The sequence below is a fragment of the Photobacterium angustum genome, from assembly GCF_002954615.1.
GTDB classification, from domain to species: Bacteria; Pseudomonadota; Gammaproteobacteria; order Enterobacterales; family Vibrionaceae; genus Photobacterium; species Photobacterium angustum_A.
Genome location: NZ_MSCJ01000003.1, coordinates 74,454 through 101,070, shown reverse-complemented (window position 1 = coordinate 101,070; position 26,617 = coordinate 74,454). Strand labels below are relative to the sequence as shown.

26 protein-coding genes are annotated in these 26,617 nt (G+C 37.7%); 18 read left to right on the top strand and 8 right to left on the bottom strand.

All coding sequences use genetic code 11. The features are described from left to right. Position 1: 1 nt before the first annotated feature. Together BTO08_RS15145 and BTO08_RS15140 are read left to right on the top strand one after the other, a co-directional pair. Positions 2-1,174, top strand: a complete 1,173-nt coding sequence (locus BTO08_RS15145; RefSeq protein WP_105061541.1) for an ABC transporter permease — start codon at positions 2-4, stop codon at positions 1,172-1,174. Then, entirely contained in the window at positions 1,175-2,326 is a 1,152-nt protein-coding gene (locus BTO08_RS15140; RefSeq protein ID WP_105061540.1) for an ABC transporter permease, read from the top strand. It begins immediately after the preceding gene. A gap of 77 nt (positions 2,327-2,403) precedes the next feature. Here BTO08_RS15140 and BTO08_RS15135 read toward each other — a convergent pair whose 3' ends face one another. Beyond that, positions 2,404-3,126 carry a YebC/PmpR family DNA-binding transcriptional regulator gene (locus BTO08_RS15135; RefSeq protein ID WP_005366395.1) on the bottom strand — a complete coding sequence of 241 codons (723 nt, stop codon included), beginning with the start codon at positions 3,124-3,126 and terminating at the stop codon, positions 2,404-2,406. A 366-nt stretch (positions 3,127-3,492) separates the two neighbouring features. Here BTO08_RS15135 and BTO08_RS15130 point away from each other — a divergent pair, with 366 nt between their 5' ends. From BTO08_RS15130 to BTO08_RS15115, 4 genes are all read left to right on the top strand, one after another. Continuing rightward, entirely contained in the window at positions 3,493-4,275 is a 783-nt protein-coding gene (locus tag BTO08_RS15130; protein WP_105061539.1) for an IclR family transcriptional regulator, read from the top strand. Between the two features lie 34 nt (positions 4,276-4,309). Next, entirely contained in the window at positions 4,310-5,353 is a 1,044-nt protein-coding gene (locus tag BTO08_RS15125; RefSeq protein WP_105061538.1) for a formimidoylglutamase, read from the top strand. 170 nt (positions 5,354-5,523) lie between these two features. After that, a complete protein-coding gene (locus BTO08_RS15120) occupies positions 5,524-8,088 on the top strand; it encodes a hypothetical protein (RefSeq protein ID WP_105061537.1) in 2,565 nt (854 codons plus the stop codon). Positions 8,089-8,148: 60 nt separating this feature from the next. Further along, complete coding sequence (locus BTO08_RS15115) at positions 8,149-8,985, top strand: hypothetical protein (RefSeq protein WP_105061536.1); 837 nt, start codon at positions 8,149-8,151, stop codon at positions 8,983-8,985. Between the two features lie 42 nt (positions 8,986-9,027). On the opposite strand, the gene BTO08_RS15110 is transcribed toward BTO08_RS15115, so the two are convergent. After that, positions 9,028-10,062 (bottom strand): ABC transporter substrate-binding protein, encoded by a 1,035-nt coding sequence (locus tag BTO08_RS15110; protein ID WP_105061535.1) that lies wholly within the window; start codon positions 10,060-10,062, stop codon positions 9,028-9,030. A 190-nt stretch (positions 10,063-10,252) separates the two neighbouring features. Between BTO08_RS15110 and BTO08_RS15105 the strand changes: the two genes are divergently transcribed. Together BTO08_RS15105 and BTO08_RS15100 are read left to right on the top strand one after the other, a co-directional pair. After that, positions 10,253-11,527 (top strand): NAD(P)/FAD-dependent oxidoreductase, encoded by a 1,275-nt coding sequence (locus tag BTO08_RS15105; protein WP_431356672.1) that lies wholly within the window; start codon positions 10,253-10,255, stop codon positions 11,525-11,527. A gap of 121 nt (positions 11,528-11,648) precedes the next feature. Then, positions 11,649-11,996, top strand: a complete 348-nt coding sequence (locus BTO08_RS15100) for a RidA family protein (protein WP_105061533.1) — start codon at positions 11,649-11,651, stop codon at positions 11,994-11,996. A 100-nt stretch (positions 11,997-12,096) separates the two neighbouring features. Here the strand turns inward: BTO08_RS15100 and BTO08_RS15095 are convergent, their stop codons facing one another. Beyond that, complete coding sequence (locus tag BTO08_RS15095; protein WP_105061532.1) at positions 12,097-13,587, bottom strand: lactate dehydrogenase; 1,491 nt, start codon at positions 13,585-13,587, stop codon at positions 12,097-12,099. 300 nt (positions 13,588-13,887) lie between these two features. Continuing rightward, entirely contained in the window at positions 13,888-14,598 is a 711-nt protein-coding gene (deoD, locus tag BTO08_RS15090) for a purine-nucleoside phosphorylase (protein ID WP_005366372.1), read from the bottom strand. A gap of 295 nt (positions 14,599-14,893) precedes the next feature. On the opposite strand from deoD, the gene BTO08_RS15085 reads away from it, so the two are divergent. The 5 genes from BTO08_RS15085 (at position 14,894) to BTO08_RS15065 (ending at position 19,122) form a co-directional block, all read left to right on the top strand. Continuing rightward, on the top strand, positions 14,894-15,100 hold the full coding sequence (locus tag BTO08_RS15085) for a DUF3283 family protein (protein WP_045083072.1): 207 nt from the start codon (positions 14,894-14,896) through the stop codon (positions 15,098-15,100). A gap of 143 nt (positions 15,101-15,243) precedes the next feature. Further along, the gene (locus BTO08_RS15080; protein ID WP_105061531.1) at positions 15,244-16,284 is read left to right on the top strand and encodes a glycosyltransferase family 4 protein; all 1,041 of its coding nucleotides are present in this window, start codon (positions 15,244-15,246) and stop codon (positions 16,282-16,284) included. A gap of 36 nt (positions 16,285-16,320) precedes the next feature. Next, positions 16,321-17,016 carry an acyltransferase gene (locus BTO08_RS15075; protein ID WP_105061530.1) on the top strand — a complete coding sequence of 232 codons (696 nt, stop codon included), beginning with the start codon at positions 16,321-16,323 and terminating at the stop codon, positions 17,014-17,016. After that, entirely contained in the window at positions 17,013-18,278 is a 1,266-nt protein-coding gene (locus BTO08_RS15070; protein ID WP_105061529.1) for a glycosyltransferase, read from the top strand. Before BTO08_RS15075 ends, BTO08_RS15070 begins: the two co-directional genes overlap by 4 nt. Continuing rightward, the gene (locus BTO08_RS15065; RefSeq protein ID WP_105061528.1) at positions 18,238-19,122 is read left to right on the top strand and encodes a phytanoyl-CoA dioxygenase family protein; all 885 of its coding nucleotides are present in this window, start codon (positions 18,238-18,240) and stop codon (positions 19,120-19,122) included. Before BTO08_RS15070 ends, BTO08_RS15065 begins: the two co-directional genes overlap by 41 nt. A 3-nt stretch (positions 19,123-19,125) precedes the next feature. Here the strand turns inward: BTO08_RS15065 and BTO08_RS15060 are convergent, their stop codons facing one another. Next, complete coding sequence (locus tag BTO08_RS15060) at positions 19,126-19,635, bottom strand: copper chaperone PCu(A)C (protein ID WP_105061527.1); 510 nt, start codon at positions 19,633-19,635, stop codon at positions 19,126-19,128. A 316-nt stretch (positions 19,636-19,951) separates the two neighbouring features. Between BTO08_RS15060 and BTO08_RS15055 the strand changes: the two genes are divergently transcribed. After that, the gene (locus tag BTO08_RS15055; protein WP_236688010.1) at positions 19,952-20,299 is read left to right on the top strand and encodes a hypothetical protein; all 348 of its coding nucleotides are present in this window, start codon (positions 19,952-19,954) and stop codon (positions 20,297-20,299) included. A gap of 84 nt (positions 20,300-20,383) precedes the next feature. Here the strand turns inward: BTO08_RS15055 and BTO08_RS15050 are convergent, their stop codons facing one another. From BTO08_RS15050 to BTO08_RS15040, 3 genes are all read right to left on the bottom strand, one after another. Beyond that, positions 20,384-22,060, bottom strand: a complete 1,677-nt coding sequence (locus BTO08_RS15050) for a YadA-like family protein (protein WP_105061526.1) — start codon at positions 22,058-22,060, stop codon at positions 20,384-20,386. A 255-nt stretch (positions 22,061-22,315) separates the two neighbouring features. Continuing rightward, positions 22,316-22,555: a hypothetical protein gene (locus BTO08_RS15045; protein ID WP_105061525.1), complete on the bottom strand. Its 240-nt coding sequence runs from the start codon at positions 22,553-22,555 to the stop codon at positions 22,316-22,318. Positions 22,556-22,588: 33 nt separating this feature from the next. Continuing rightward, positions 22,589-22,918, bottom strand: coding sequence for a DMT family transporter (locus BTO08_RS15040; RefSeq protein WP_005366349.1), 330 nt, complete (start codon positions 22,916-22,918; stop codon positions 22,589-22,591). Between the two features lie 187 nt (positions 22,919-23,105). On the opposite strand from BTO08_RS15040, the gene BTO08_RS15035 reads away from it, so the two are divergent. The 4 genes from BTO08_RS15035 (at position 23,106) to BTO08_RS15020 (ending at position 26,514) form a co-directional block, all read left to right on the top strand. Continuing rightward, positions 23,106-24,044 carry a LysR family transcriptional regulator gene (locus tag BTO08_RS15035; protein ID WP_105061524.1) on the top strand — a complete coding sequence of 313 codons (939 nt, stop codon included), beginning with the start codon at positions 23,106-23,108 and terminating at the stop codon, positions 24,042-24,044. A gap of 106 nt (positions 24,045-24,150) precedes the next feature. Continuing rightward, positions 24,151-24,531: an STAS/SEC14 domain-containing protein gene (locus tag BTO08_RS15030; RefSeq protein ID WP_105061523.1), complete on the top strand. Its 381-nt coding sequence runs from the start codon at positions 24,151-24,153 to the stop codon at positions 24,529-24,531. Between the two features lie 189 nt (positions 24,532-24,720). Continuing rightward, positions 24,721-25,479, top strand: coding sequence for an outer membrane beta-barrel protein (locus BTO08_RS15025; RefSeq protein ID WP_242446275.1), 759 nt, complete (start codon positions 24,721-24,723; stop codon positions 25,477-25,479). A 156-nt stretch (positions 25,480-25,635) separates the two neighbouring features. Beyond that, positions 25,636-26,514: a 6-pyruvoyl trahydropterin synthase family protein gene (locus BTO08_RS15020; protein WP_105061521.1), complete on the top strand. Its 879-nt coding sequence runs from the start codon at positions 25,636-25,638 to the stop codon at positions 26,512-26,514. Positions 26,515-26,617: the final 103 nt, after the last annotated feature.

Genomic DNA, 26,617 nt, shown 5'->3' with positions numbered 1-26,617 from the left:
TATGAATAGCTTTCAGTATGTGAAGCAAGAATGGCGAAACATATGGAAAGATGGCTGGTTACGAGCATTAACACTGTGGTTACCTGCGGTGTTATTTCTCACTATGTGGGCTATTTTTTCTACGGGTATAGCGCATAACTTACCTGTTGGTGTTGTCGATCTTGATCATAGCCAGTTGTCTCGTCATTTTACTCGTTATGTGGATGCCAGTCCGACAATGGCTGTGACACGTCAATTCACGAGCCCAGATCAGGGCAGTGAAGCGATGCGTGCTAATGAAATTTATGCCATGGTGGTGATCCCAGATAATTTTGAAAAAGACACAAAGCTTGGTTTTTCGCCACAGATCACCACGTTTTATAATGGGCAATTTATTTTAATAGGTAAATTGATCAACTCTGCAATGTTACTTGCTGAAGGTACATTCAATGCAGGGGTTGAAACCGTTAAGAATATGGCGACAGGGGCACCAGTGCCGTTGCAAGCGATGGGACAAGCCGTTCCTATTCGTGGGCAAATTACACCGCTATTTAACAGTAATAGTCATTATGGACAGTTTTTGGTTTCTGCCATTATCCCGTCTATCTGGCAGATCTTGATTGTGGCAACAACGGTGTTAGCTATTGCCCATGAAGCGAGAACACAAGGACTATGGAAGTGGTTACAAACGTCACCTGTTTCTAAGTTAATAGGTAAGTTAGCCGCTTATACGGGGTTATTCCTTATCCAAGGGTTGCTGTTCTTGTGGTGGATGTACGTAGCTCTGGATTGGCCGATGCATGGTGACTGGCATATTTTGATTGTCGCGCAATTATTGATGGTGCTGGCGTGTCAGAGCATGGGGGCTTTTATCTATTTCCTTGCGATGGAAGTACCGCGAGCAATGAGTTTCGTCGCGGCATTTACTGCACCTGCCTTTGCTTTTATGGGGATCACTTTCCCAGCGACTGATATGCCTGTGATTGCAAAAATGTGGCGTAGCTTATTACCTGTAAGCCATTATATTGAAGTGCAATTACAGCAAGTTGATTATGGGACGGGGTGGTATCAAGCTGCACATCAATTGTTTATTTTGGCGTGCTTTATGGTGGCTCTTGTGATGGCTGTGGTACTGATGTTAGTTCACCGCCGAAAGGCGTTGAGCAATCACCCAATTGCGAAAGGGGAAGCATAAATGAGCTGGTTAAGTTTATTTAAGCATGAGTTAAAAGCCATTTTTACGAACGTTTCGTTGGTATTTACGGTGTTTGGCGGTGTTGTTTTCTACTCTTTTTTATACCCACTACCGTATACCAATGAGCTTCCTCGTGATCAGAAAGTTGCCGTAGTCGATCTTGATCAAACTCAGATGAGTCGCGAATTGATCCGTATGGCTGATGCCACACCACAGGTTCATATTACTCAACATCTAGGTAGTATTGATGCGGCTAAACAAGCGTTACTTGATCGTCAAGTCGAAGGGATTTTAGTGATCCCTCATGATTTCTACAAAGATGTGATGTTAGGGACTAGCCCAACACTAGCATATTCAGGTAATGCGGCGTTGTTCTTGGTATACGGTACCATTGTAGAAGGATTAAGCGCTGCAGGTGCTGATTTAGGTGTAAAGGCGAAGATAAACCATCTTGTTTTAAAGGGTGATAACTTCGTTCAAGCGACCGAACAGTACAGTGCTATGAAGTTAAACATGCGTCCGGTGTTTAATGTGACCATGGGGTATATCAACTACGTAGTGCCCGCGGTATTTGTATTGATCTTACATCAGACGTTGCTAATTGGTGTCGGGATGGTAGGTGCATCAGAAAATGAAGCACGAGCGGCAGGTAAAAGTGGCTACTGGGCTGAATATCCAGTATGGATGATTATGGCAGTAAGAGCCTTTATCTTTGTCGTGATTTATTTGGTTTTAGCCGCATACTATTTTGGTTTTACCTTTACCTATTATGGAGTAAATCGACTGGCATCTATTCCTGATCTCCTTTCCATGACGATTGCCTTTTTATTAGCGGTAATCATGTTGGGAATGGTATTAGGGCAGTTGATTCCACGTTCTGAGTTAGTCACGCTGGTGGTGTTATTAAGCTCATTACCTCTGGTGTTTACTGCAGGCTTTATTTGGCCAACCTCTGAATTGCCAACATTACTACGAGAGTTAACCCAGTTAGCACCGTCAACGGCTGCTATTAATGGTTTTCTTGGATTAAATCAGATGGGCGCAACCTTTGCTCAAATGATTGGCTGGTGGCAGCAATTATGGTTACAAGCATTAGGTTTTGGTGCTTTAGCATTTTGGTTAATGTCACGATCACGAAAGGCAAGTCGTTAAGCCAAGAGTAATAATTCAGCAGAAACAAAAAAGGTCACCATTAGGTGACCTTTTTTATATCAACAGCAAACTAAATATTAGTCAGCCATTTCTGCATTGTGGTAAACGTTTTGTACGTCATCACAATCATTCAATGCATCAAGGAATTTCTCGAACATTGCGATGTCGTCGCCAGCCAATTCAGTCATTGTCTGTGGAACGAAAGAAATTTCTTCAACATCTAATGTTACTTCTGGCATTGTTGCTGCAAGTGCATTTTTGATTTTGAAGAATTCTGTGTGAGGAGCGTAAACAGTGATCACGCCATCTTCACATGTGATGTCAGTAACATCAGCATCTTCCATCATTAGATTCTCAAGAACAGCTTCTTCATCTGTGCCTTTGAATTCAAATACTGCTTGGTGTTCAAACATGTGGCCAACAGTACCTGGGCTACCAATTTTTGCATTGTTTTTAACGAATGCTTGGCGAACGTCCATGAAAGTACGGTTGTTGTTGTCAGTTAGACAGTCAACGATAACCATGCAGTTGCCAGGACCAAAACCTTCGTAACGTGCTGTTGAGTAATCTTCACCGCCGCCACCTTTAGCCTTATCAATTGCTTTTTCGATAACGTGGCTTGGCACCTGATCTTTCTTCGCTTTTTCAATAAGACGGCGAAGTGCTAGGTTAGCATCTGGATCAGGGCTACCGTTCTTAGCACAAACGTAGATCTCTTTACCGTACTTTGAGTAAACTTTGATCTTAGCGCCTTGGGTTTTTGCCATAGACAATTTGCGTACTTCGAACTTTCTTCCCATGAGGAATCACTCTCTTTTACTATGTGTGACGGTCAATTTTGCAAGGATTTTACCAGTAACCCTCCTATTATTACTAGCGTGATCTGCTATTTAGCATAGAAAACCGCCTTTTTTCTCACTTGATTGAAGGTGAGAATCTCGGAAAAGTTACATCTTTTTTATTACTGTGATAATGCGTTGATTTTTAATTAACAAATTGAAACGCTATTTAAATATTTATTAGACAGATAAGTCCCATAGGGTAAGAAAGTTTCTTGATAAGAATTCAGTAAATATAAAATGTTTGATATTAGGTTTCTTATATTGCGGTAATTTGTCGATGATTATTTTTCATAATTCTCACTGTGTAAGAATTTAATTTGCAGAATGGTTTTTTATTGGTTAAAAGTAATTATCATACAAAAAGAAGAAGCCAACATCGTGACAAATTCACTCAGTGCTAATGAAAAGCTGTTGCAAGTATTAATTCACATTGCAGCTTCACCTTTCCCTCTGCAAGCTCAGCAGTTAAGTGTAGAAATGAATATGCCCATTAGTAGCTTATACCGCTATTTAGCTTTACTAAGGGATTGGAATTTAATCGAAGAAAATCACGGTCATAATACATACAGTGCCGGGCCTGCGGCATTGCAATTACAACGTAATTTTCAGATTAATTCACCATTACCAGATGGTGTTCGACCTATTTTAAAACGCTTGCAGCAACAAACTGGCGAGATGTCGGCTTACATGGTGCCTGTTGGCTTTAATGCTTTGTGTGTCGATAGCATTGATAGCCCATACGCTTTGCGTTGTAGCTATGAAAAAGGGCAGAGCCAGCCTCTTATCCGTGGTGCTTCAGCCAAAGTGATTTTGGCGTATTTACCCCTTTCTCGCCAATTACGTATTTTGAATCATTACGAAATCACTGAGAAAGAGCAATTAGACGCATGGTTAACAGAACTTGATCTGATTAAACAAGATGGTTTTGCTATTAGTACGTCTGAAATCGACCAAGGTGTCTCTGGTGTCAGTGCGCCCGTTTTTATCGGTAATAAAGTGGCTGGTGCAGTGAGTGTCATGGCACCTGCTGAACGTATCAATAGCCGTAAAAATAAAATTGTCATGTGTGTATTACAGGCCGCTCGCGCTCTACCACCACAACATTAAATTACAACGTTTTTGATCAAAGGAAGATAAACGTATGTTTGTAGATCATTTAAAAAAATTATTTAAAACTGATGATGTTAAGCCTCGTATTCCACATCGTTCACATACGTTAATTTCTCCTTATACTGATCAACGAGAACAAGGGATTGTTTTACTCGGTGTTATTTCTGATCTCAGTATTGGCTGGAATCGAGGTCGACAAGGAGCGAAAGAAGGACCTGCAAGTATTCGTCGCATTCTTCCCAATACACATTCGCATTCAAAACTGCCCTTTTATGATGCTGGCGATATAGAACTGGTTGATGACGATACAAACTTCTCAACATTAAGTAATAAGCAAGCGCAAGTTGTACATGGTTTACTCCATTCTGGGCATTTCCCTATAGTGTTAGGGGGCGGTCATGAAATTTCTATTGCAAGTTATCAAGCGTTATCAGATTTTGCTGATGATAAAGCAAAAATACATACCGAATGGCAAGTAGCTAAATCGATACCTGAAAATGTTGTTGCTTTATCGGAGACGCAAGAAGATCCAACGATGAGTTATCAGCCTTGCCAAGCGCGTGTTGGGATCATCAATTTTGATGCTCATTTTGAGTTGCGACCAACCTTGTCTGTTCGTTCAGGTTCGGCTTTTCATTCTGCATTATGTTATAGCAAAGAGCGTCACCGAGATTTTCATTACCTTGGTTTAGGTATATGCGATCGTGCTAATTCACAAGCGATGTTTAAATTAGCTGAAGATCTGGGCTGTGAATGGTTGCTTGATAGTCAAATAACGTCACGAAATAAAAAAGTAGTGCAAGCCAAAATTGATAAATATATCGATAGTGTCGATGTTATACAGTTAAGTATTGGTCTAGATGTATTTTCTGCATCCATTGCGCCAGGTGTGAATATGACCCAAATGCAGGGGGTTGGTTTACCGATGGTGGAATGGGCAATTAAGCATATTATGGCAAGCGGAAAAGTAAAGTTAGTTGATATCGCCGAGCTTAATCCCGAATATGATTACGCTAATCAAACTGCGAAATTAGCGGCTAAGCTGATTCAATATATTTCAAGGAATTTGTGGTAGAAATTAGTATCAGTTCAAAAAAATATTTTTAATTAATCACTGAAATTTATAAAAAACTACTAACGCTTCTAAATGTTAATTTAGAGGCGTTTTTTTACATTCATCATTATGTATATTTATGAATTGATTAGAGTTGTAATTAAATTCAGTGGCTATTTAAGGATGATAACGTGAATATTCAACATAAAAAAACACTGCTCTCACTATGTATGATGTTAGGACTCTCCGGGTGCGGTGGAGGTGGCGGTGGAGATGATGAAGCTAAAAATAATGATATTACGGAACAAACGCCTTCATTAGAAGTTCCAGATGTTGAAGTTCCAGATATCAGTGAGTCTGTTAGTGGCGTTTATACTAAAGATGATATCAAGTTTAATCTAACGGGCGCCGTTAGTGTTGTGACTACATCTGAATTGGCTGAAATTCCTGAGACAAGCTCATTTTCAAGTAAAGCTATTTCTTTTAACTCTTATTCTGCTTTTAGTGATGATAATACCGCTAAAACAAATTTATTTGCTGTAAATGAGCAAGGCGATATCACGCCACTGGTTAATCTTCCTGGTACCGCTAAGTTTGATTACACAGTGAGTAGCCCTGACGGTAAATACTTATATGCTTTAGCTGGAGTCAACCTTTACAGCTACGACAATGATAACTATGATCTTTTAACAAATACCAACTGCTCTATATTTAAAATTGATACGGAAACGAGTGATTGGAGTTGTTTAATTGAAAACGTCATTGCTGAAACCCCTTCCGGATATTGGGGAGAGGTTAATGATGGACGATTAAAACCATTACAAATTGACCAAGCTGGTAATGTTTATTTCTTATCTAGAAGCTTTGAAGTACTAGGTGATGATAATTATAAATACATAAACTATGATTATTCAATAAATCAAGTATTGGTTAAAGTGACTTCTGATGGTCTTTCTAAACCTATTACTAAAGATAATGAAACAATAAGTAGTTTTCTAGTTACCAAGGGTAATTCATTAGTTTATCGCTCTGATAAATTAAATATGATCCCCGATTTAAATGCTGAAAATTTAAGTACTGTTGAATTAAATTCAGATTCCTGGTCCAATGGTTGGTATACCGTAGATGACTATCAAACCGTTATTTACACACCAAATTATTACAATGAAACAATTGGTTTCGCTCAACCAAGTAAAGAATTAGCAGGTGCAATATCTAAACGTGAAATTAATGCATACAAATTTGACTCAGGATGGCTTAATAATATCATTTTAGGTGATGATGGTTATATTTATGGTGTATATCGTTCTAGTGAGAGTGATGGTGACGGTAATTGGAATGAGTATGCCAAACTACAACGAATTCTGCCATATTCTCCTGATGTCATTGAAAGCGTAAAAATACCAGAGGATAGCTGGTGGAATTATAATCAAGAAATGCAAGTCGCAAAAGGATATGTGTACTTCATTGAAGAGCAAAAACATGATGGATATGGTAAGAGAGACATTATTGGTGCTACACATTTAACCAATGGTACAAAAATTACCTTATTAGATGGTGAGTGGACAGATGAAAGATATGATATCGAAACTTGGAAATTATCTGGTGACTATATTTATTTCACAGGGTTAGATCAGTCTTCATCAACAATGGTTTCAGGAAAAGTTGATGTGGTTAAACTTAATCAAGGTAAAGATGAGTCGGAGTATTTAACCATTAAGGAAACGGCATCTGTTAGTGGTGATAGTTTAACTATTTTAGATATGGAAGTACTTCGTCCTGTTGAACCTAGTAACTCTGGCGGTTACCCAAGAATTACAGAGTTCGTCTCATCGGTAGAAGATATTTATTCCAGTACGATTAAGTTTAATAAGTGGATGGACAAAGAAAGCGTATCTGAAGGTTTAAGTGTAACTGATAGTGATGAGAATACAGTTAACACTATGGTCGTGTGGTTTAACCGTATTGCTCATTTGCTTTATGATACAAGTGGAAATCTTGAAACTAAAAGTGAGCCTCTTAAGTTTGGAGTTGATTATAAAGTAACTATTTCCAAAGATGTAAAAGATGTCGACGGTGCCAGTTTAGAACATGAACAACCAGATGATGCTGATCGTACTTTTGAGTGGAAAGTAAGGTCTGAAAGTGGCGTTATCTTATCAAAAGAGAAATATACATCATCTTTATTAGAGAACAATAATAGTGTATTAAAAGTATTTAATGGTAATTTTAATGTTGATTTTATTAAAAATTCAAATTACCTAGACCATACTATTGAATTTACCACAAAGCTAAGTAATGAATTTCATTTCAAGATCAATGGTAATGACGTAATGAATTATAGGAATTTTAATTCAGAGCTATATTTCAGTGGTAATGGTTCTGATGAGTATTTGTATTTAAAAAATCAAATTGCTAAATTCACAATTAATGTTTCTGAAACTGATGATGATAATGTGAAATTTGATATTACGATAACTAGTGATGATATTAACCCAATAACAATTACTCATTATAGGAATAAAGTTAATCTTAACGGTGGCTATTATTATACTGATGAAGGATATGTAGAATATATCGGATATACAGTAGAATTAGATACATATACATCTTATTCTAATGCTTATGATAGTGTAATGTTGGATGATATAAAGGTCATTGATAATCAGAATGAAACTTTATTAATTGATGATGGATTTGATGAACTTCCAGTAGCTGATGGTACTGATATCTATAATTTCACCAGTGCATTATAAATACTTCATACGTTAATATTAAACGGCCTTATTTAATAGGGCCGTTGTCTAGGAATTATAATGAATATTAAAAGGAATTTAATACCATTAGGTTTGTTTTTATCTTTTGGTAATGTAAGCGCATCTGAAATTAAGAATGATTTTGATGGATATTCTTATTTTACGGCAGGAATGGAAAATATTACTTATGAAGAATCATTTGATAATATCACATCATCTGTTGATGTAAGCAGCATGGTTATAAACACGGGGGGGGTTTATGTTATCAACGATAGATTTGATTTTTCTATAGATGCACTGGCAACATTTTCTCCTGATGCGAGTGAGGAAAATTGGAATTTATCAGGAGTCGCACTTCAAAAAAATAAATTTGAATACACGCGTGCATCAACTAATGTACAGCTTCACTATAAATATACACCAGAGTTTCGTTTTTTAGCGGGTCCTTCATTTTCATATCAGACTTATAAGCGTTATAGCTTTGAAGCATTGGATCCTCGGGTTGAAGTGATTGATGGCGTGGTGGAAGAGAATACCACTGATTTATTTTTTGATGTCGGTATTGCTTATGAAAGTGCAGCAGTCGCGAATGTGCCTTGGCGTTATGGTTTAAAAGCATTAGTGGGATACCCTGTATGGAGTGAAGCAAAAAATACCAATTATGATGGTATTAAGTTTTCTCCATCGGGTTATCGTTATTCGCTAAGTGGCAATGTCTCATTTGAAGTATTAACAGGGGTTCATTTAGGACTTTATGCGGCTTATCATTTCGATCAGCGTAATGAAGATGGCGGTAAGCATTTTGTTGGCAGTGATGGCGTGACTCGCGAAGTGTCATTACCGGAAGCTAAAACAACTAATGCTACATTGGGTGCACAAGTAATCTGGAATCTTTAGCATAAAGGGCAATAACAAATCATGTTATTGCCCTTTATTTTTTTAGCTCTTCAGCATCTGCCAGTATTTTTGGTAAATATTGACTGCACTACCAACATCATTAGTAAACTCACCTTTATTTACTTCCTCATCTGTTGGGAAGATCATCGGGTCGTTTTGTAATTCTTTTGGTAAGAATGATTTTGCTTGCTTATTTGGCGCAGGGAAACCTAGCTCTTCAACTAATTTTGCTTGGTTTTCTGGACGCATAAAGAAATCAATAAACTTAAAGGCTAAATCTTTATTTACGCTGCCTTCTGGCACAATAAAGTTATCCATCCACAGAATTGATCCTTCTTTAGGATAAACAAATTTTAGCTCTGGCATTTCTTGTTTTGCTAAATAAGCATTACCGTTCCATTGCATCCCAAGCATCGCTTCACCCGTCACATAAGGGACATGTGGTGCGTCTGAGTTATAAACGACAACGTTAGGACGTAAGTCGCGCAGTTTCTCGTATGCTTGTTTAATTTCAGCTTCGTTGGTGCTGTTAATGCTATGGCCCTGTGCTTTTAATGCCATACCAAATACATCACGAACATCGTCTAATAGCATGACTTGGCGTTGGAAATCAGTATTCCATAAATCATTCCAGCCCGTTACCTGATCGTTTTTAATACTATCTGAGTTATAAGAGATCCCTGTTACACCCCAAACATACGGTAGTGAGTAATCATTTTTAGGATCAAATTGTTGGCCTAACAAACCAGGATAAACATCTTTTAAGTGATGCATTTTGGTTTTGTCTATTTTGGCTAACATGCCTTCACGCGCCATTTTTTCAATAAAATAAGTTGAAGCAAAAACCACATCATAACCTTTGTTATCCAGCAGTTTTAATTTGGTATACATCGCTTCGTTATTATCGAAAGTCGAATAGTTGACGGTGACATTGTATTCTTTCTCAAATGCTTGAATTACATCTGTTGGCATATATTCAGCCCAGTTGTAAATATTAAGCACAGCATCATTTGCCGAAACATTAAATGCTGAAAGTGCGAATGCTAGTGTTGTCACCCCTTTAAAAACTTTTTTCATTTCTATTTCCCTAAATGACCAGGTAAGTCAGTGAGTAGCGGATAATAGAGTTAACATTAAGCATGTCAAAGTTAATCGGCGTGATATATGACCATTATCACAGTAATAAATCACTTGTTGTTGCATTAATAGCGTGACATTATCCGCGCGATTTTTTCTCTGTTCTTATCTATAGGCAATTGGAATGTCCATGCGTAGTCAATATATTGATAGTTATTACCAAGCAACAATTAATGCATTACCTGAGCAACCAGCACTCGAACAACAGATAGAAGCTGATGTGTGTATTATTGGTGGTGGTATGACAGGTTTGAATGCTGCCATCGAATTACGTCAGAAAGGTTTTTCGGTTGTCGTTCTTGAATCTCAGCGTTTAGCATGGGGGGGATCTGGCCGTAATGGTGGGCAGTGTCTCGTTGGTTACTGTTTGGGGCTTCGTGAAGTTGATGAGACCTATGGCCCTGAATGGGGAAAACAATTATGGGATCTCTCTTGTGAGGCGGTTGATATTGCACGTGAGCGTATTGAAACATTCAATATCGACTGTGATTTTCAACAAGGCTATATTGAACTGGCATTGAAAAAGAGCCAAGAAGAAGAATTAAAATCTTGGTATGACTTAAAGCAGAGTCGTTATGATTACCCGAGTGCGAGCTGGTGGGAAAAAGAACAAATTCAGCAAGTAGCGCATACCGATCGTTATCTTGGTGGTCTGTTTGACTCAAATAGTGCACATATGCATCCGTTGAATTACACCTTAGGTTTAGCCAGTGCTGCAATGTCATTAGGTGCATCAGTCTTTGAAAATACCCCTGCGACTAAAATTGAAAAAGGCAATCCACATATTATTCATACACCAAAAGGTCGTGTAAAAGCGAAACAAGTGTTATTAGCGTGTAATGCATATTTAGATGGATTAAACCGTAAAGCACAAAGTGTCGTTTTGCCTGTTGCTTCTTATATTGCAGTAACAGAGCAATTAGGTGATCGTCAGCCTATTTCAAATATGATGGCAATGTCAGACTTAAATAACAGTCTTGATTATTACCGTCCGACACCTGATGGTCGTATTTTATTTGGCGGTGTAAATCACCCATTTAATGGTGAATACAGTGACTCAGCAGAGCGCCTACGCCAACGTATGATCACGGTATTTCCACAGTTAAAAGATGTGAAAATGGAGTATCACTGGGGCGGTTTATTTGCCGTTACTCGTTCATACATGCCTCAAATTGATCACTTGGGAAATGATATTTATGTTGCTCATGGATACACCGGTCATGGCGTTGGTTTAACCAATATTGCTGGTAAAGTCATAGCAGAAGCAATGTCAGGTACAGCAGAACGTTTTGATGTGTTTGCTAAGATCAAGCATGGCTGGATCCCAACACCAGAAGTGCTACGTAAACCGGCATTAGCAATGGCGATTTGGAAAGCGAGAATTGAAGATTCGTTAGGAAATTAACAGAAATTTACGGTGTAAATTGCACTGAGTGCAAATTATTTTATTTTCTTACCGAACTATGACGACTTTTATGCAAAAAAAGTTACAATAAGGTATTACTTTCTAGTGAACAGGAAATATCATGATTGAACGTTTGGAAACAGGTGCTCGAATGAGCCGTATTGTAAAATATAACGGAACTATTTATCTATGTGGTCAAGTTTGTGCTGATGCAACAAAAGATATTACAGAGCAAACACAGACAATGCTGGATAAAGTTGAAGCGTTATTACTACAAGCGGGAAGTGATAAAGAGCATATGCTTTCTGCAACGATTTATATTAAAGATATGAGTATGTTCGCAGAAATGAATGCAGTATGGGATAACTGGGTTCCTGAAGGTCATGCACCTGCGCGTGCTTGTGTGGAAGCGAGCATGGCACGTGATGCTTTATTGGTTGAAATATCAGTAGTTGCAGCTGAAAAATAAGATTATATAAAGATAGGGCGTTTTAGATTGTAAACATCCTAATTAGGCTCAATAAAATGGCATCAGTGATGGCAATATTGAGCCTTTTTTATGTCTGCTGTTAGCTCAGCAACTGTTCTAATGTTATTGGTGAAGAGGCAAGACCTAATCGTTGCGCAGGAGTTAATCTGTATTTATCTTGGCGACAAAGGTTATGCCAAGCACGATAAATATCAAGCAAGGGTAATAATCCTGCAGGGCGAAGTTTACGTCTTGGCTCGTTGATCAGTTGGCTAAATTGGTCTTGAAAACGGTTTTGATAAGATGAAATAGCACGGTATGTCGCGTGTTCTAGCCATTGTTTATCTTTCGAGGTTTCTCCACCAAGATGGCAGATCCCTTTACTTGCGCTCTCTAAATGAGTAAAAGCCCACCTATCTTGCCACCAACCTAGTAGGACTATATCGACATTTTCAGGTTTATCACCGTGTAGCCATTGTTCATCTTCAAGAACATAAACAGGATCAATTCGTTTATTTTTAATATGATCAATAAAAACCGAAATACAGGCAGAGCGAAGTAGTGTTTCTTGAGGCATGAAAACCGCAAGATAGTCGCTATGTTGGAACATTTGCTTTAAATAAAGGTAATGGCTATATACGGTGTATTGAGGGTGGATCAATGTTCCTTTCGTTGGGTAATTAATGAGCCTGCCATCAGTCAACGGATTCTCCATATTGGAGCGACTAAAAATTTTTCGATAGGTTGTATCTACTTGCGCTAATATTCCTTGCGGGATAAATGTCTCTGTCAGCGTTTGATGAGGTGTAGAGAGTGCCATATAGCGAGCGGTATCTTGATAAGCATCATGGTGCTCTTTTGTTGATTCAACGGTTTCTTGTTGATAATTAATATGTTGAGCAACGACATACCCAGACTGCGCTTCTGCACTGGCAACCCATAGTACACCGTTCATACTTTTCTCTTGCAACGCTTTTATATTGGAAGCAAGTTGTACTTTATGTTGGTGCTTAAACAAGCGTTCATCAAACAGAGCAAGTTGGCGGCGACACCTTGCTGCGATGTGGTTTAATTGATCATAAAATGTCTTTGGATTTATCTCTAGGCGACGACAAATATCTCGCACTGGATAACCAGTAAATAATAAGCCCAAGAGCTTTTGTTGTATGAGATGCTTATTATTGGTACCAGACCAACGATCAACAAATGTTTGGTCGCATGCTTTACAACGATAACGCTGCCTGTCACCACTAAAGCCAAATGCGTGATATAAATGTCTATGTGTTAGTGCTGAAAAATCCTTATTATCACAGGCGTTATTTGTGCATTTAGGAAGATCGCCGTTTTGTTGGGTTTGGTAACGTAGCGCTTCTTCTACAACATCTTGATTATTCAATAAAGGAGGAAAAGCACCACATTCGCGGCATACCAATGTCGGACGATTTTTGTTTGCTTGTTGTAGTACATAGTCATTTGGATTATGTGAACCAAAGTTCTTACAACTCAATGTCTTACAGTGATTAAACTGATAGCCATTAAAAGCTAAAGGTAACTGCTCAATGGGGTTTGCTGTTGTAAGATATGTCGACATAATCAAACCTTATTTTTGAGAGATCTTAGAAATGAGTATAAATATATTCTCAAGGTTGTTACTAAGCAGGAGTGGGATTTGTGAAGAAGGGGCTGAGTAAATAGCACTCAGCACAGTCAGAGAACAATACGTTTCAATAATATGTTACCTATGATTGTGTAAGACGCCACATTTTACATTATCGAGCTGGTTTCTATTAATTGAAGGTACTGATTAAACTAACATCCCTTTAGTTTTTATCTTTGTATAGAAATAAGCGGTCAACACCTCGGGGAAGAATGTCTCCCGCTTAAGGGGTATTTATAAAGAAATTGCTGTTTCTAGTGCGATATTCATCATTTCATTAAATGACTTTTGACGATCTTCTGCACTGAGCTTTTCACCACGTTTGATATGATCAGAAACCGTTAGAATAGTTAGTGCTTTTGCACCTAACTCTGCTGCAACGCCGTAAATACCAGCCGCCTCCATATCTACACCAAGGATACCGAGCTTTTCCATTTTATCGAAAAGATCGCTTTCTGGACTGTAGAATAAGTCAGCAGAGAAAACATTACCGACACGAACAGGTACTTTCTGTGCTCGTGCTTGATTGACTGCAGTTTCTAATAAGTGATAATCCGCAATTGCTGCAAAATCATGATTTGAAAAGCGAATACGGTTTACTTTTGAATCTGTAGAGGCGCCCATACCGATGATCACATCCATCAGTTTCACATCATCATGGACAGCGCCACAGCTGCCAATACGGATAATATTTTTAACACCAAAGTCTTTAATTAATTCGTGCACATAAATAGAGCATGAAGGGATACCCATACCATGCCCCATAACAGAAATACGTTGGCCTTTATAGGTGCCTGTGTAGCCATACATACTACGTACATCACAAACTCGCTTAACATCATCTAGGTAAGTTTCAGCAATAAACTGAGCACGTAGAGGATCACCAGGCATTAGCACTGTTTCTGCAAAATCGCCAAGCTCTGCGTTAATATGTGGAGTAGCCATATATTGCTCCTAGATTTTAATAATTAACAAACGTTATTGTTGTGTTCCAATGAAAACAGTTTATGAGAGGGAGATGATTATTCTCGCGATCAATATCACATAATTTAGGCTGTTTTAGATAAAATAGTAAGTTGTTTACTAATTATGTTGAAAAAGAGAGGGTGTACTTCTTTTTTTGATGGTTAAATACGCAAATTTTGTCGTAAGAAACCCCAAATGATTATGATGCATGGCTATTTTGATTACTTATGTTTTTAGGTAAAATGAATCAATATAATTAAAGCGAGCATAATTGATGTATAACCTTACGTTACTGTCTGATGGTGAAAGAACACGTATTGAATTAGATAAGCAGGCAGCTTATACCGTATGGAAAGTAAAAAACGGTAAGGTTGGCTATGAGGCATTTGCTGAACTTATTAACAATATTGACGATGATGATGAGCGAGATTTCTGTGAGAAATCAGTGACCAAATATAAACATCAAATGGGTGTTAATTAACGGTTTAGCATTACTTTTATCGGTATTTGGCTACTGCAATGGTAGCCGTTTGTTTACCTTTCGCGAAAATTCTCTTTTTTAAGAAAAGAATAATATATTCTCAGATATGCTTTAAAGACTACCTTTTTATCGTGAGACAAAAGATGAAAAATATAGTCTTAATTTGTGATATTGACGTAAAAAAAGGTAGTAGTTTTTTTGATTTTTTAATTCAGCTACCACATTCCAATAAACACTTCATTTTATTCGCACGATCTATTTCAGATGACGCGTATTCTGTCTTAAAATCAAAAAACTATACCTATTCCTCTTTTGCAAATTCCGCCCAATTGTTTGCTTTACTTCTGCATCATCGTCCTCATCTTATTCATTTCCATTTTTATGGGATTGGTCATCTTTATACATTCATTGCCCGCATTTTTTGTTCGAACATTGTGCTTACCATGCATAATTCACCACCAAAACACGTAGAGATAACAGGGTGGCGTCGATGGAAGCAATTGGTTCTCGGTATTCCAATTACTCGTCTTTGTGCGATTTCTCCTTTTATTCAGCGATGGTTAGAAGCGTTTATGCCATCTGAAAAAATAGTGCTGATTAATAATGGTATAAATTTATCGCGATTTAACTATAAAAAATTACCGCCAATTACGAATAAATTACGTTGTTTTTATATTGGAAGTTTGAGTGCAGAAAAAGGAATCCACTACTTATTAGATCTGTTTTCTCAACCAGAATTAGCAATGATTGCACAATTAGATATTTATGGCGATGGAGAGCTGTCTGAGCAGGTTAAGCTCAAAGCATATAAAGAGGGGGCGATTAATTATCATGGACGTTCAGCACAAATTGAGCAGGATTTACAACAGGCACATATTGTATTGATGCCATCTTGTTGGCAGGAGGCTTTCGGATATGTTGCTGTTGAAGCGATGGCTGTAGGACGACCAGTTATCGCTGAACCTATTGGTGGACTTGCTGAGATATTTACCGATAAAGAGCAGGGTTGGTATATGTGTTTTGAGCAAATAGATCAGGTACAAAAATTGCTAAAGTTTCTTTATAGCCAAAATAAATTACTTGAACGTGTCGGCCTAGCTGCGAGAGAAAAGGTAGAACAAAAATATGATATCACAATACAAATTGCGAAAACTCACGAATTGTATTCATCTTTGATTAAATAATAAAGTGCTTTAAATAAGCCGTAAAGGTGGTGATTAATGTTAATAACGCATCGAATTCGTGCTTATATCAAACAGCAAAACACGCCATTAAGCCGATTGTTATACCGAGTGTCAAAATGGTTCGTTTATGGTCAACTACCTGATTTAGCATGGATATATCGGCCTATTTACCTTGTTTATCGATTAGCAAGTTTTACCATACAACGTTTATTGAACATTTTTTTATATCTTCCTATGTTACAGGCGCGGTTAGAACACTACTGCCCTGGATTGAGCTTAGAAAATGGTTTTCCTTTAATTCAAGGGCCGCTAAAAATTTATATTGGTAATAATACTTGTTTAAACGGAGCTCTCAGTATTCACGGTCATCCTGATAGTGGGTGTTGCGAAATAAGAATGGGTGAAAATTGCTATATTGGTTGGCAGACCGGAATTTCAGTAGGAAAAAAAGTACTTATCGGCGATAACGTTATGATTGCAGGGAGAACGAGTATTAATGCTCATAGTGGTCATAGCCCAGGTTTAGACCGATATAAGCCACCAGTAATGGCTGATTTAGTGATTGAAGATGATGTATGGATCTGTACAGGAGTCAATATAGTAAAGCCGGTCACTATTGGACGTGGCTCCGTTGTTGCGTCTGGATGTGTTGTCACTAAAGATGTGCCGCCAAATGTACTGTTTGCAGGCAATCCAGGAAAAGTCGTTAGGACGTTAAGGGGAAATGAATGAATATATTTTATTTTAGTTATTTTTCCCCACCGTTATTAAATGTTGGCGCAAACAGAAGTCGACGATTTAGTGAGGCTTTAACAAGTTTAGGGCATAGAGTCGTGGTGTTTCGTGAAGCACGACATCACCGATTTGCTAATGTTGATAATAAAAATAAGATAGAACTTCTTTCAGATATCGTCCCTGTATCTTCATGGAATATTGATTGGTGTTGGAAGTGGCCAACAATTATTCACAAGCAATGTTATCGCTTAAGGCATTGGCGCTCACCAGAAAGAGACGGTGATATTGCTAAAAAGTATTGGTTAATTGATATGCATTGGGGCTGGGTATTCCCTTCTCTTTATAAAGCATGGCAAAAAAGTAAATCGATTAAACCAGATGTGATTGTTGTTTCTTGCCCTCCTTTTAGTAGCGCTTTAATTGGTAGGCTGCTCTCCAAATGGCTCAATGTTCCTTTGGTGTTAGATTTTCGTGATGCGTGGTCGCAAGCGAGTTACTTTTCCGATGAAAGTGAAGTTAAATCTGAACAAAAAATAATGCAGCAAGCGAGTGCTTTAATAGTGACGTCGATGGCTGATTATCACACCTATCAATCTTTATACCCCCAACATTGTGTTCGTTATATCCCTAATAGTTATGATCAAGTCCTTGATCATGTTTCCGATAATCATTCTGTATTGACCCTTGGTTATAGCGGGACATGGGATGGTTTTAGGCGCAGCGCAAAAGGTCTTTTTAAGCAATTAGCGCAGTGTGATTTTCCGATTCGCCTTATCAATATTGGTGATGTTCAAGATGAAATGGTGCAGTTGATAAGCGAGTATAAATTAACAGATAAGGTTGAAATGATTGGTGCTCAACCGAAAGGTAAATTACACGATATTTTATCGCAATGTGATGTGTTATTTATTCAGAAAGGTAAACCAGATAAAGGTAAAGCGGATACTCATTTAGCGACTAAAGCGATAGATTATGTGGCAAGTGGCAAGCCTATTTTAGCTGAATTACCTGATGGTGAAACATTAGATTTTTTAAGGCGACATGCCGCACAACTTTATGAAGTTTCAATAGAAGAATCTGCTATCTATTCAGAGCAACTAAGACATTTACATCAATTGTTTGAGCGTAATAAATTAAGCGTAAAAAAACCTTCTTCTGATTTTTACTACCAGTATGGTTGTGAAAAATTAGCGTCTGACTTTATTCAGGTATTAACGGATGTCACAACTTCTAGATTTACTGAGCGAGTTAAAACATAACGGTGCTGTTGTACTACCGGAATGTATTACAAAAGAAGAGTTAGGAAAAATGCAAAGGAGCTTTCAATTTCAATTGGAACGTCCTGCTTTTAACTCATGGACAGGGTATGCGCAAACGGATAGAAAACGATTAATGGTCGAACAGCTATTAATATTAGATTCTCATTTTTGCCAACTGCCATTAATGCCATTAATTAATAGCCTTATTGTTGAATATTTAGGAAAGGATATCTGTTTGCAAGAAGCGAAAGGCTGGCAAAGTCTTCCGTTTAAAGACAATTTCCATCCATTACATCGTGATGAGTGGTATTGCACTGAATATTATCAATCTAAGTCTATTCCAAGATCATTGAAATTAGGCTGCTATCTTGATGATGTAGAGTCAGGAGCATTTGCGTTTGTTGCAGGCTCTCATCGGCATCAGCATCAGGGGCAAGTGGGGGAGTTGTACCATCATCAAACTGAAGATTATGAATTAACCAAGGTAATTGGTAAGGCAGGAACGTTATTTTTGTTTGATCCTGAGTGTTTACATCAACAAAGTTATCCAAATCTGACAGCAAGAAATGCGCTGTTTTATCACTTTTTTTCTCCTTCTGTGGTGTTGTCAAAAAATTTTACACAGTGGGGGCGCTTTCAACGTTTGTTGATAGAATCGAGTTTTTTATCGGGACTAAATCATCAACAATTGGCTTTCCTTGGCTGCTCTAGGCAACCTTGTAATGATATTCCGGATATACAGCATTTTTTGAGTTTATCTAAGCCGTTGAATATAGCAGTACGCTCTTTGAATGAAGCGCACTACTTGTTCGAGAAAATTAAAGCGAGGCTTTTTCGTACATGATCATTAGTGATGGTGAGCCATCTCTTTCGATTTGTTTTTTTTGTTATTCATTCCATCTGACATAAATGTAGCGGGCTCGACATTTACCTTAACGGTCATCTTTCCAGCATGTTTAAATTGAAGTGTTAAAGGGAATGATTTACCCAATTCAGGTGTTTGCTTTAAATTAAAAAACATAATATGGAAGCTACCCGGTTTTAACTGGGTTATTCCACCTGCTTTTACATCGATACTTTCTACTTGGCGCATTTTCATCATGCCATCTTGATGTAAGTGAGTATGTAACTCTGTTTTTCCTGCTATTGGTGAGCTAGCAGCAATGAGCTGATCATCCTTTGCACTATGATTATCGATTATTAAAAAGGCGGCGGCAACAGAGGAACTTTCAGGTACTACTTTAGACCATGCAGAATTGACTTCAATTTCTGCTTGTTTATTGTTTGCTGCAATTGTGGCTGATGCAAATAATGCTGAAATAACAAATAACGTTGTGTTGATAAGCGATTTTTTCATATTATAGTACCTTATATTGATGAAAACACTATTAGTAATCAATGAGAGTTATAGTTGCTGTATCAACCTATTATTTATGATTATAGGGCAGTAAAAGGTATACTTACAATATCGCTAGCATGCATGGATATTGTCGAATAGTAATGAGTTTAATAATACAAATGTCACAATTAATCGTTATTAAATAATGAATTAATTACATTAATATTGTATGTGACGATAAAATGAAACTTATATCATTATCTATCTAGTAGGTATGCTTATTGGATAGTTATTTAGTATCATTATCGTAGTAATTGATTGAATGGTGAACAACGTGAAAACAACAGATTTTTCGGCAGTAGATGATGATAACGGTGATGTTATGCTTTCAATGCGTGCGGAGCAGCGACCTCAATCTACAAAAAAGTCGTCGTTAACTGCAAAATCATCGAGTAAAGCAGGTGTAGCAACGAGATCTAAACGTTTAACAGATTGCCCTGCTTGTGAAGGTATTGTGTCTCGTCGTGCACACTTTTGTCCTCACTGTGGTGAGCCCGATCCTTCTCGTCATATGCAGCGTTCTCAATGGTTATCACGCATAGTATGGACTGCAATCATTGCTGCAGGTTGCTGGTACGCCTATGTTGAATTAATGCCATGGGTTATTGAACGTATGAAGTGATTTTTAGCTAATTTATAAAAAAACCGACGATGAATAATAAGTCATTGTCGGTTTTTTCGTTGTTAGATCATGTAAAAACATTATTTAATTAAAGCCAAAAGTCATTCCTGCCGCTACACCAAAGTCGTGACTTGAATCGTATGATGTATCAAGGCTTAGAATACTATTTTTACTGGTATTAATTTTTGTACCTATTGCGATTGCATCCTGATCACCATAGTAGCCAAGACCCATCCCTATATTGTATTTATGATCTTGTTTTACTGTAATAACAGACATTGCCATTGCTGCTGCAATCCCTGCATTTTCTTTTTTCCTTAATTTATTTAGCTTGTCATTAAACTCGTTAGATAGTTGTTTTACTTTTTGATCAGTATAGTTATCAGCATCATTTAATGTTTGTTGTGCTTTTTCATTCGTATACTGTTGTGATTTATTGTAATAATATTGTGTTTGTTCATTTGTGTAATTAATAGATTGATTGCGCAAATGTTTGATGTCGTAAGTATTGGTATTAATATGGGTTGTATTACTGGTAATGTTTTTAGCGTTGCTGGTTATATTTGAAGTATTGGTATTGATATGCGTTGTATTACTGGTAATGTTTTTAGCGTTGTTGTCGATACTAGAGGTATTACTCTCAATACGAGTGTTGTTTCCGGCAATATCGCTAGTGTTGCTGGTTATATCTGAAGTATTGGTATTGATATGAATTGTATTATTGGTAATGTTTTTAGCGTTGTTGTCGATACCAGAGGTATTAGTCTCAATACGAGTGCTGTTTCCAGCAATGTCGTTAGTGTTGCTGGTTATATTTGAAGTATTGGTGTTGATATGCGTTGTATTACTGTTAATGTTTTTAGCGTTGCTGGCAATACCTGAACTATTAGTATTTATATGACTGTTATTAATAGCAATATTTTTTATATTGCTATTAATACGAGTGCTGTTTCCGGCAATATCGCTAGTGTTGCTGGTTATATTTGCAGTATTAGTATTGATATGAGTTGTATTGTTGGTAATGTTTTTAGCATTATTACTAATCTCGCCACCTAATGTATTTTTAACGTTTGTTAACTGACTAACGTTGACTGCATCAGTTAGAGCCACGCCTGCATGCACGTTCTCAATTCTTCGAGTAATAGCAGATTGTGTAGCAGAACCTGCGCGGCCAACTGATATCTGTCCATCCCAAGACTGAGAGTTTTCACCAAGAGCAACACCAGTACTGGCACTCATTGCATTACTACCAATAGAAACACCTTGTTGATATGCATCGCTATGTATTCCTAAAGAAACAGCGGCATTACCATTTGCAGTTGCATCATTACCGATGGCTAGTCCGTTATAGGCACCTGTTGCATTATCACCAATAGCGATAGAGCTGCCGTTAGCAGCACTGGATGAGCTACCAATCGCCACACCATTTACACTACTGCCATTAGTCTTCGCATTGTTGCCAATAGCGACCCCGTTACTACCTTGAATATCAGCATTATTACCCAAAGCAACATTGCCACCGCTATTATTAAGTAATTTAGAGTTGTTACCTAAAATAATATTGTCATTACCGTCATAACTAATTTTATTACCAATTAAAGTGTTTGAATTTGTTTTTGTTGTATTTGAAACAATGGGTGCACGATTAATATCTTGACCTATTTGAATGTTTTTATAGTCAGTATCATTGCTCGCCGCATGTGCTGTTGCTGCAAATAGAAAAGAAATAATCAGTGCTAAAGGTGTAATTTTTCTTTGCATATTTTTATCCTCAGAAATCTATGTGGATAAATCTACCGCCAAAAAATTGACATTGATATATTGGTTTATGGAATGAAATATTGTGATATAGCGTGTTTTGAAAAATAACGTAACGTAGTAGTGAAAGGTAAAATGAATAATAAAGATAAAAATAATTTATAGATAATCTTAACTTTATAAAAAACAAACAAGCTTGTTATATAAGCTTGTTATATAAGCTTGTCTGTTTAATTATTAATTCTGAGTTATTATATCTCATTTATTATTTTGCATGCCACGAGTTTGGTTCATTGTACGAGAACCTGCAGTACCATAGGTATTAATGTCATATCGGTTTGGTGAATAACCAATACGTGAACGATAACGGCGGTCAAGCTCTGATAAATTAATACCGTAGTTTTGACTTAATTGTTTGATAACAACATTGATCTCTTTTTGAGAACTATTTTGACTACGTAAGTAGTAATATAAGTTTTCAGCACGTTGTTGGTTCATCATAACCTCTCATAATGGCTACATAAGGGATATTTAGTGGTGGTGCGAAACACCTGCTAAATTAATTACAGCAACACCTACTGCAATAATTGCCATCCCAATCCATACTTTAATATCGATGTGTTGTTTATAAATAACACTTGAAAGTACTGTAACAAGTGCAATAGCAAGACCTGTCCACGATGCGTGAACAACACCTACTGGAATATTTTTCATTGCTTGAGCTAGAAAGAGAAAAGCTGTGATATGGCCGAGAATAACAACGGCACTTGGTAGTGGATTGGTAAAACTGTCTGTCGCTTTTAATGCGACATGTGATGTAGCTTCAGCCAAAACACCTAATAAAAGAAATAACCAACTCACAACCACACTCCAATCTAATTCGTAAATGAGGCTGTATTATAATTATTTCAAACGCAATGATAATCATACCTTAATGGAAATTACTTTTACCACTAGGTAATAATTATTGTTCTGAGCAGGAATTATGACGGTGTGGGTAGGTTCTGCAGTAAACTATTAAGGACTTAAAAATAGATAGGTAATTGTAGTGCTTCAAGATCGCGCCGGACGAATGACAATATTTCACACTCTTGTAAAAAGTGGCAATTTCACTATTGCTGCGCATAAACTCGGGGTATCAACATCGCATGTGAGTAAACAGCTGGGTTTATTAGAAGCAGAGTTGCAGGTGAAGTTAGTGCAGCGAACGACACGCAGCTTTACTTTGACTGATGAAGGTATTGAATATGCGAAATATTGTGAGCAGTTAGTCTCAGCGGTGTTAGATGCTGATGCGATGATGGCAAATATCCGTGATGAGGTATCAGGTACTTTACGCTTAGGCTTATCTCAATCTTTTGGCACAATGCATATTATCCCAGCAATAGAGCATCTTCGCCGACAATTTCCTGATCTTCATGTTGAAGTCAGCTTATTTGATCATCGTGCAAATATGGTCGATGAAGGGCTGGATTTATGGATCACTAATATCGAAAATATTCCTGAAGGTTATGTAGCGCAACGATTAGCGGATACCCGTTTTATTGTTGCGGCATCTCCTGAATATCTTATTCATCATTCTGCACCTACTCACCCCAGTGATTTACAGGATCACAACTGTCTGGTTTATCAAAATAGACAGGTAAATCATGGCACCTGGTCATTTTTACGCGATCAAGAAGGTTTATGTGTCACAGTATCAGGAAACTATCGGGTTGATTTAGCGGAAGCTGTTCGTGATGCATGTGTGTCTGGTTGGGGTATTGCATATCTTGCAACGTATCTTTTAACGGATGAGTTCAAAACCGGAAAGTTGATTCAATTACTTAATGATTGGGAAGCCAATCAGGGTATGCATTTTTATGCGGTGTACCCAAGCCGTAAACATTTGCCTAAAAAGATCGTCGCTGCAATTAGTTTTTTTAAGCAATATATTGGTGAAACGCCGTATTGGGATGAAAACCTCTCAAATTATGTCAACCTGTAAGCATGCAGAGTAATCTTGCACCATTGCCACTATCGTAAAATTGGTTCTGTTATAAAGTCTTATCAACATACCAATAATGTTAAATACTGATCGAGGAGATAATGAAATGACAAAGTCTCATGGCATTAAAATCGAAATTGATAACAACGGTGATGAGTTTTTTGTTGAACTAAAAGCAACAGGTAAATTGACCCATCAAGATTACCAGCTAATTACGCCTGAAATTGATGAAGCATTAGCCGATGTCGATAAACCTATTGTTGATGTGTATTTTGACGGTACTGAGTGCGATGGTTGGGATATACATGCAGCTTGGGATGATCTAAAGCTAGGCTTAAAGCATGGTAAGCAATTTCGTAAAGTAGCGTTATATGGCAATAAACATTGGCAAGAAGTTGGCGCAAAAGTAGGGAATTGGTTTTTATCCGGTGAAGTGCGTTATTTTGATAACTCAATCGATGCATTAAATTGGTTAAAAGAAGAATAATTGCAGCAAAATATTGTAAGTGGTGCGTAGAATATTGCCACCACTTATTACTGTGTTAATTTCATAACAAGATCGAGTTTTGTTTTCGTTTCAGTATATAATCACACCACTATTGGAATGATTATAAGTTTTAGCCTTTCGTAGGCTTAACGCTTAAATACAATGAAACAGGATGAAACAGATCGGTTTATGAATAAGACATTGCTTGCGAGCGTATTACTTAGTGCTCTTTTTTCTTCAACAACTTTTGCCGCAGAAGAATTATCAACAGAAAATTCAGCTTATACTCCGAGTGAGCCGCTAGTTTTAGAGCCTGTGGTTGCCACACCTGAAAATGGCCTATCACCAATTGAAGATGAAGTGCCAAAATTTGATGACACAATGCACTATTTCGTAGGGTTAACAGGTGGAATGGCTGATATGAGCTTTTCTCTTGTTCATGCAACGTCTTCTTCAGATAAGGTGTCACCTTCTTCACCTGACGCAAGCGGTTTTGCTGGCGCTGATATCGGTTTTTATACTGCTGGTGGTAATGGACGAATTTACTATAGTTACCAGAAAATGAGTGGTGAATCTGAGTTTGAGAATAAAAAGATCGCCGATACTGACGTCACTCTTCATTTATTAAGTGCTGATTATATCTTCTTAGCAGATAAATCTATTAACCCATTTGTGGGTGCGCATGTTGGTTACATGATTGCTGAAACAACCAGCGAACAATATGGTTCTTATAAACAATCGAACCCTGTGCTTGGTATTCAAGCTGGTGTTGCTTGGCGAATTTCCGACCATTTCACGACAGAAATTGGTGCCCGTCATACCGCGAGCCAACGTAAAGAGCAAACTGATTGGGCTGGCTCAAAAGGTGAGGAGATCGTATATCCAAATACTCAGTCTGATCTAAAGAGTATTACGACGTTCTACATGTCGGCGAACTACCGTTTCTAGATCTTTTGAATAATTAGTATTAATGAGAGCAGCGATGATAATCATCGCTGTTTTTTTATATCTAGTGTTTACTGATTTTGCTTGTTTACTCATTGTGTCAGCAGCGTATAATGCATTCCCCTAGAAACGACAACCATTATCAATAAGGACTTCACTTTGAAGCTATTTGTCAGAGATCTCACTGTAATTGATGCGTCATACCTATGTACCGAGCGCGGTATGGTTGGCGAAAGTTGGATTCTTGATGTGGTGATGTCGGGCGAGTTAAATGAAATGAGCATGGTGCTTGATTTCAGTCGTGTTAAGAAACAGATCAAACAATTAGTTGATCAATATGTCGATCACCGTTTAATTGTGCCTGCTCAATCTCCAGCAATTCACACTGCCGCGACGAAAACGGGCTATGCGACAGTCGATCTTCTGCGAGAAGATAAAAATATTCACTTACATTGTCCAGAGCAAGCATTCTGTTTTATTGATGCTGAGACAGTGACCATTGAAAGTGTGACTGAGCATGTTTATCACGTGCTAAAAGACAATCTACCTGAGAATGTGCAAGGTCTTGAAGTAACACTTCGTCACGAAGCCATTCAAGGGGCTTTTTATCATTACAGTCACGGTTTGAAAAAACATGATGGTAACTGTCAACGCATTGCACACGGTCATCGTTCTCCGATTGAGCTTATTGTTAATGGCGAGCGCAATGCTGAACTAGAGAAACAATGGGCGAAACGTTGGCAAGATATTTACTTAGGTTCAGAAGAAGATGTATGCAGTGTCGCTGAACTGAATTTAAGTGAGTGTGCTAAATCGGTATCGGACGAAACCCACTATGGTTTCCGCTACACCGCACCACAAGGTGAGTTTGAACTGGCGATTGCTCGTTCAGAAACAGAAATGTTAGCTACTGATACCACTGTTGAATTACTTGCCAGCTATATTGCTGAAAAGGTAAAACCAAGTTTACCTGCTGATGATAGCCTTGATGTTGTTGCCTACGAAGGGGTAGGTAAAGGAGCAATGGCAACCTTGTAATCGCGTTACATTACGCAATATAAAAGCCTAACTTGCTGAGTATTACTATATTAAAAGTGATACTAGTAATGTTAGGCTTTTTTGTGCCTAAATTTTCAGCGCT

What these genes read in the sequence shown, in the direction of transcription:
- BTO08_RS15050 (WP_105061526.1), bottom strand. Translation starts at nt 22,060, where the DNA reads ATGCAAAGAAAAATTACACCTTTAGCACTGATTATTTCTTTTCTATTT.
- BTO08_RS15100 (WP_105061533.1), top strand. Translation starts at nt 11,649, where the DNA reads ATGATTGAACGTTTGGAAACAGGTGCTCGAATGAGCCGTATTGTAAAA.
- BTO08_RS15145 (WP_105061541.1), top strand. Translation starts at nt 2, where the DNA reads ATGAATAGCTTTCAGTATGTGAAGCAAGAATGGCGAAACATATGGAAA.
- BTO08_RS15115 (WP_105061536.1), top strand. Translation starts at nt 8,149, where the DNA reads ATGAATATTAAAAGGAATTTAATACCATTAGGTTTGTTTTTATCTTTT.
- BTO08_RS15130 (WP_105061539.1), top strand. Translation starts at nt 3,493, where the DNA reads ATGGTTTTTTATTGGTTAAAAGTAATTATCATACAAAAAGAAGAAGCC.
- BTO08_RS15030 (WP_105061523.1), top strand. Translation starts at nt 24,151, where the DNA reads ATGACAAAGTCTCATGGCATTAAAATCGAAATTGATAACAACGGTGAT.
- BTO08_RS15105 (WP_431356672.1), top strand. Translation starts at nt 10,253, where the DNA reads ATGCGTAGTCAATATATTGATAGTTATTACCAAGCAACAATTAATGCA.
- BTO08_RS15065 (WP_105061528.1), top strand. Translation starts at nt 18,238, where the DNA reads ATGTCACAACTTCTAGATTTACTGAGCGAGTTAAAACATAACGGTGCT.
- BTO08_RS15075 (WP_105061530.1), top strand. Translation starts at nt 16,321, where the DNA reads ATGTTAATAACGCATCGAATTCGTGCTTATATCAAACAGCAAAACACG.
- BTO08_RS15095 (WP_105061532.1), bottom strand. Translation starts at nt 13,587, where the DNA reads ATGTCGACATATCTTACAACAGCAAACCCCATTGAGCAGTTACCTTTA.
- BTO08_RS15140 (WP_105061540.1), top strand. Translation starts at nt 1,175, where the DNA reads ATGAGCTGGTTAAGTTTATTTAAGCATGAGTTAAAAGCCATTTTTACG.
- BTO08_RS15110 (WP_105061535.1), bottom strand. Translation starts at nt 10,062, where the DNA reads ATGAAAAAAGTTTTTAAAGGGGTGACAACACTAGCATTCGCACTTTCA.
- BTO08_RS15135 (WP_005366395.1), bottom strand. Translation starts at nt 3,126, where the DNA reads ATGGGAAGAAAGTTCGAAGTACGCAAATTGTCTATGGCAAAAACCCAA.
- BTO08_RS15070 (WP_105061529.1), top strand. Translation starts at nt 17,013, where the DNA reads ATGAATATATTTTATTTTAGTTATTTTTCCCCACCGTTATTAAATGTT.
- BTO08_RS15125 (WP_105061538.1), top strand. Translation starts at nt 4,310, where the DNA reads ATGTTTGTAGATCATTTAAAAAAATTATTTAAAACTGATGATGTTAAG.
- deoD (WP_005366372.1), bottom strand. Translation starts at nt 14,598, where the DNA reads ATGGCTACTCCACATATTAACGCAGAGCTTGGCGATTTTGCAGAAACA.
- BTO08_RS15060 (WP_105061527.1), bottom strand. Translation starts at nt 19,635, where the DNA reads ATGAAAAAATCGCTTATCAACACAACGTTATTTGTTATTTCAGCATTA.
- BTO08_RS15045 (WP_105061525.1), bottom strand. Translation starts at nt 22,555, where the DNA reads ATGAACCAACAACGTGCTGAAAACTTATATTACTACTTACGTAGTCAA.
- BTO08_RS15080 (WP_105061531.1), top strand. Translation starts at nt 15,244, where the DNA reads ATGAAAAATATAGTCTTAATTTGTGATATTGACGTAAAAAAAGGTAGT.
- BTO08_RS15085 (WP_045083072.1), top strand. Translation starts at nt 14,894, where the DNA reads ATGTATAACCTTACGTTACTGTCTGATGGTGAAAGAACACGTATTGAA.
- BTO08_RS15025 (WP_242446275.1), top strand. Translation starts at nt 24,721, where the DNA reads ATGAATAAGACATTGCTTGCGAGCGTATTACTTAGTGCTCTTTTTTCT.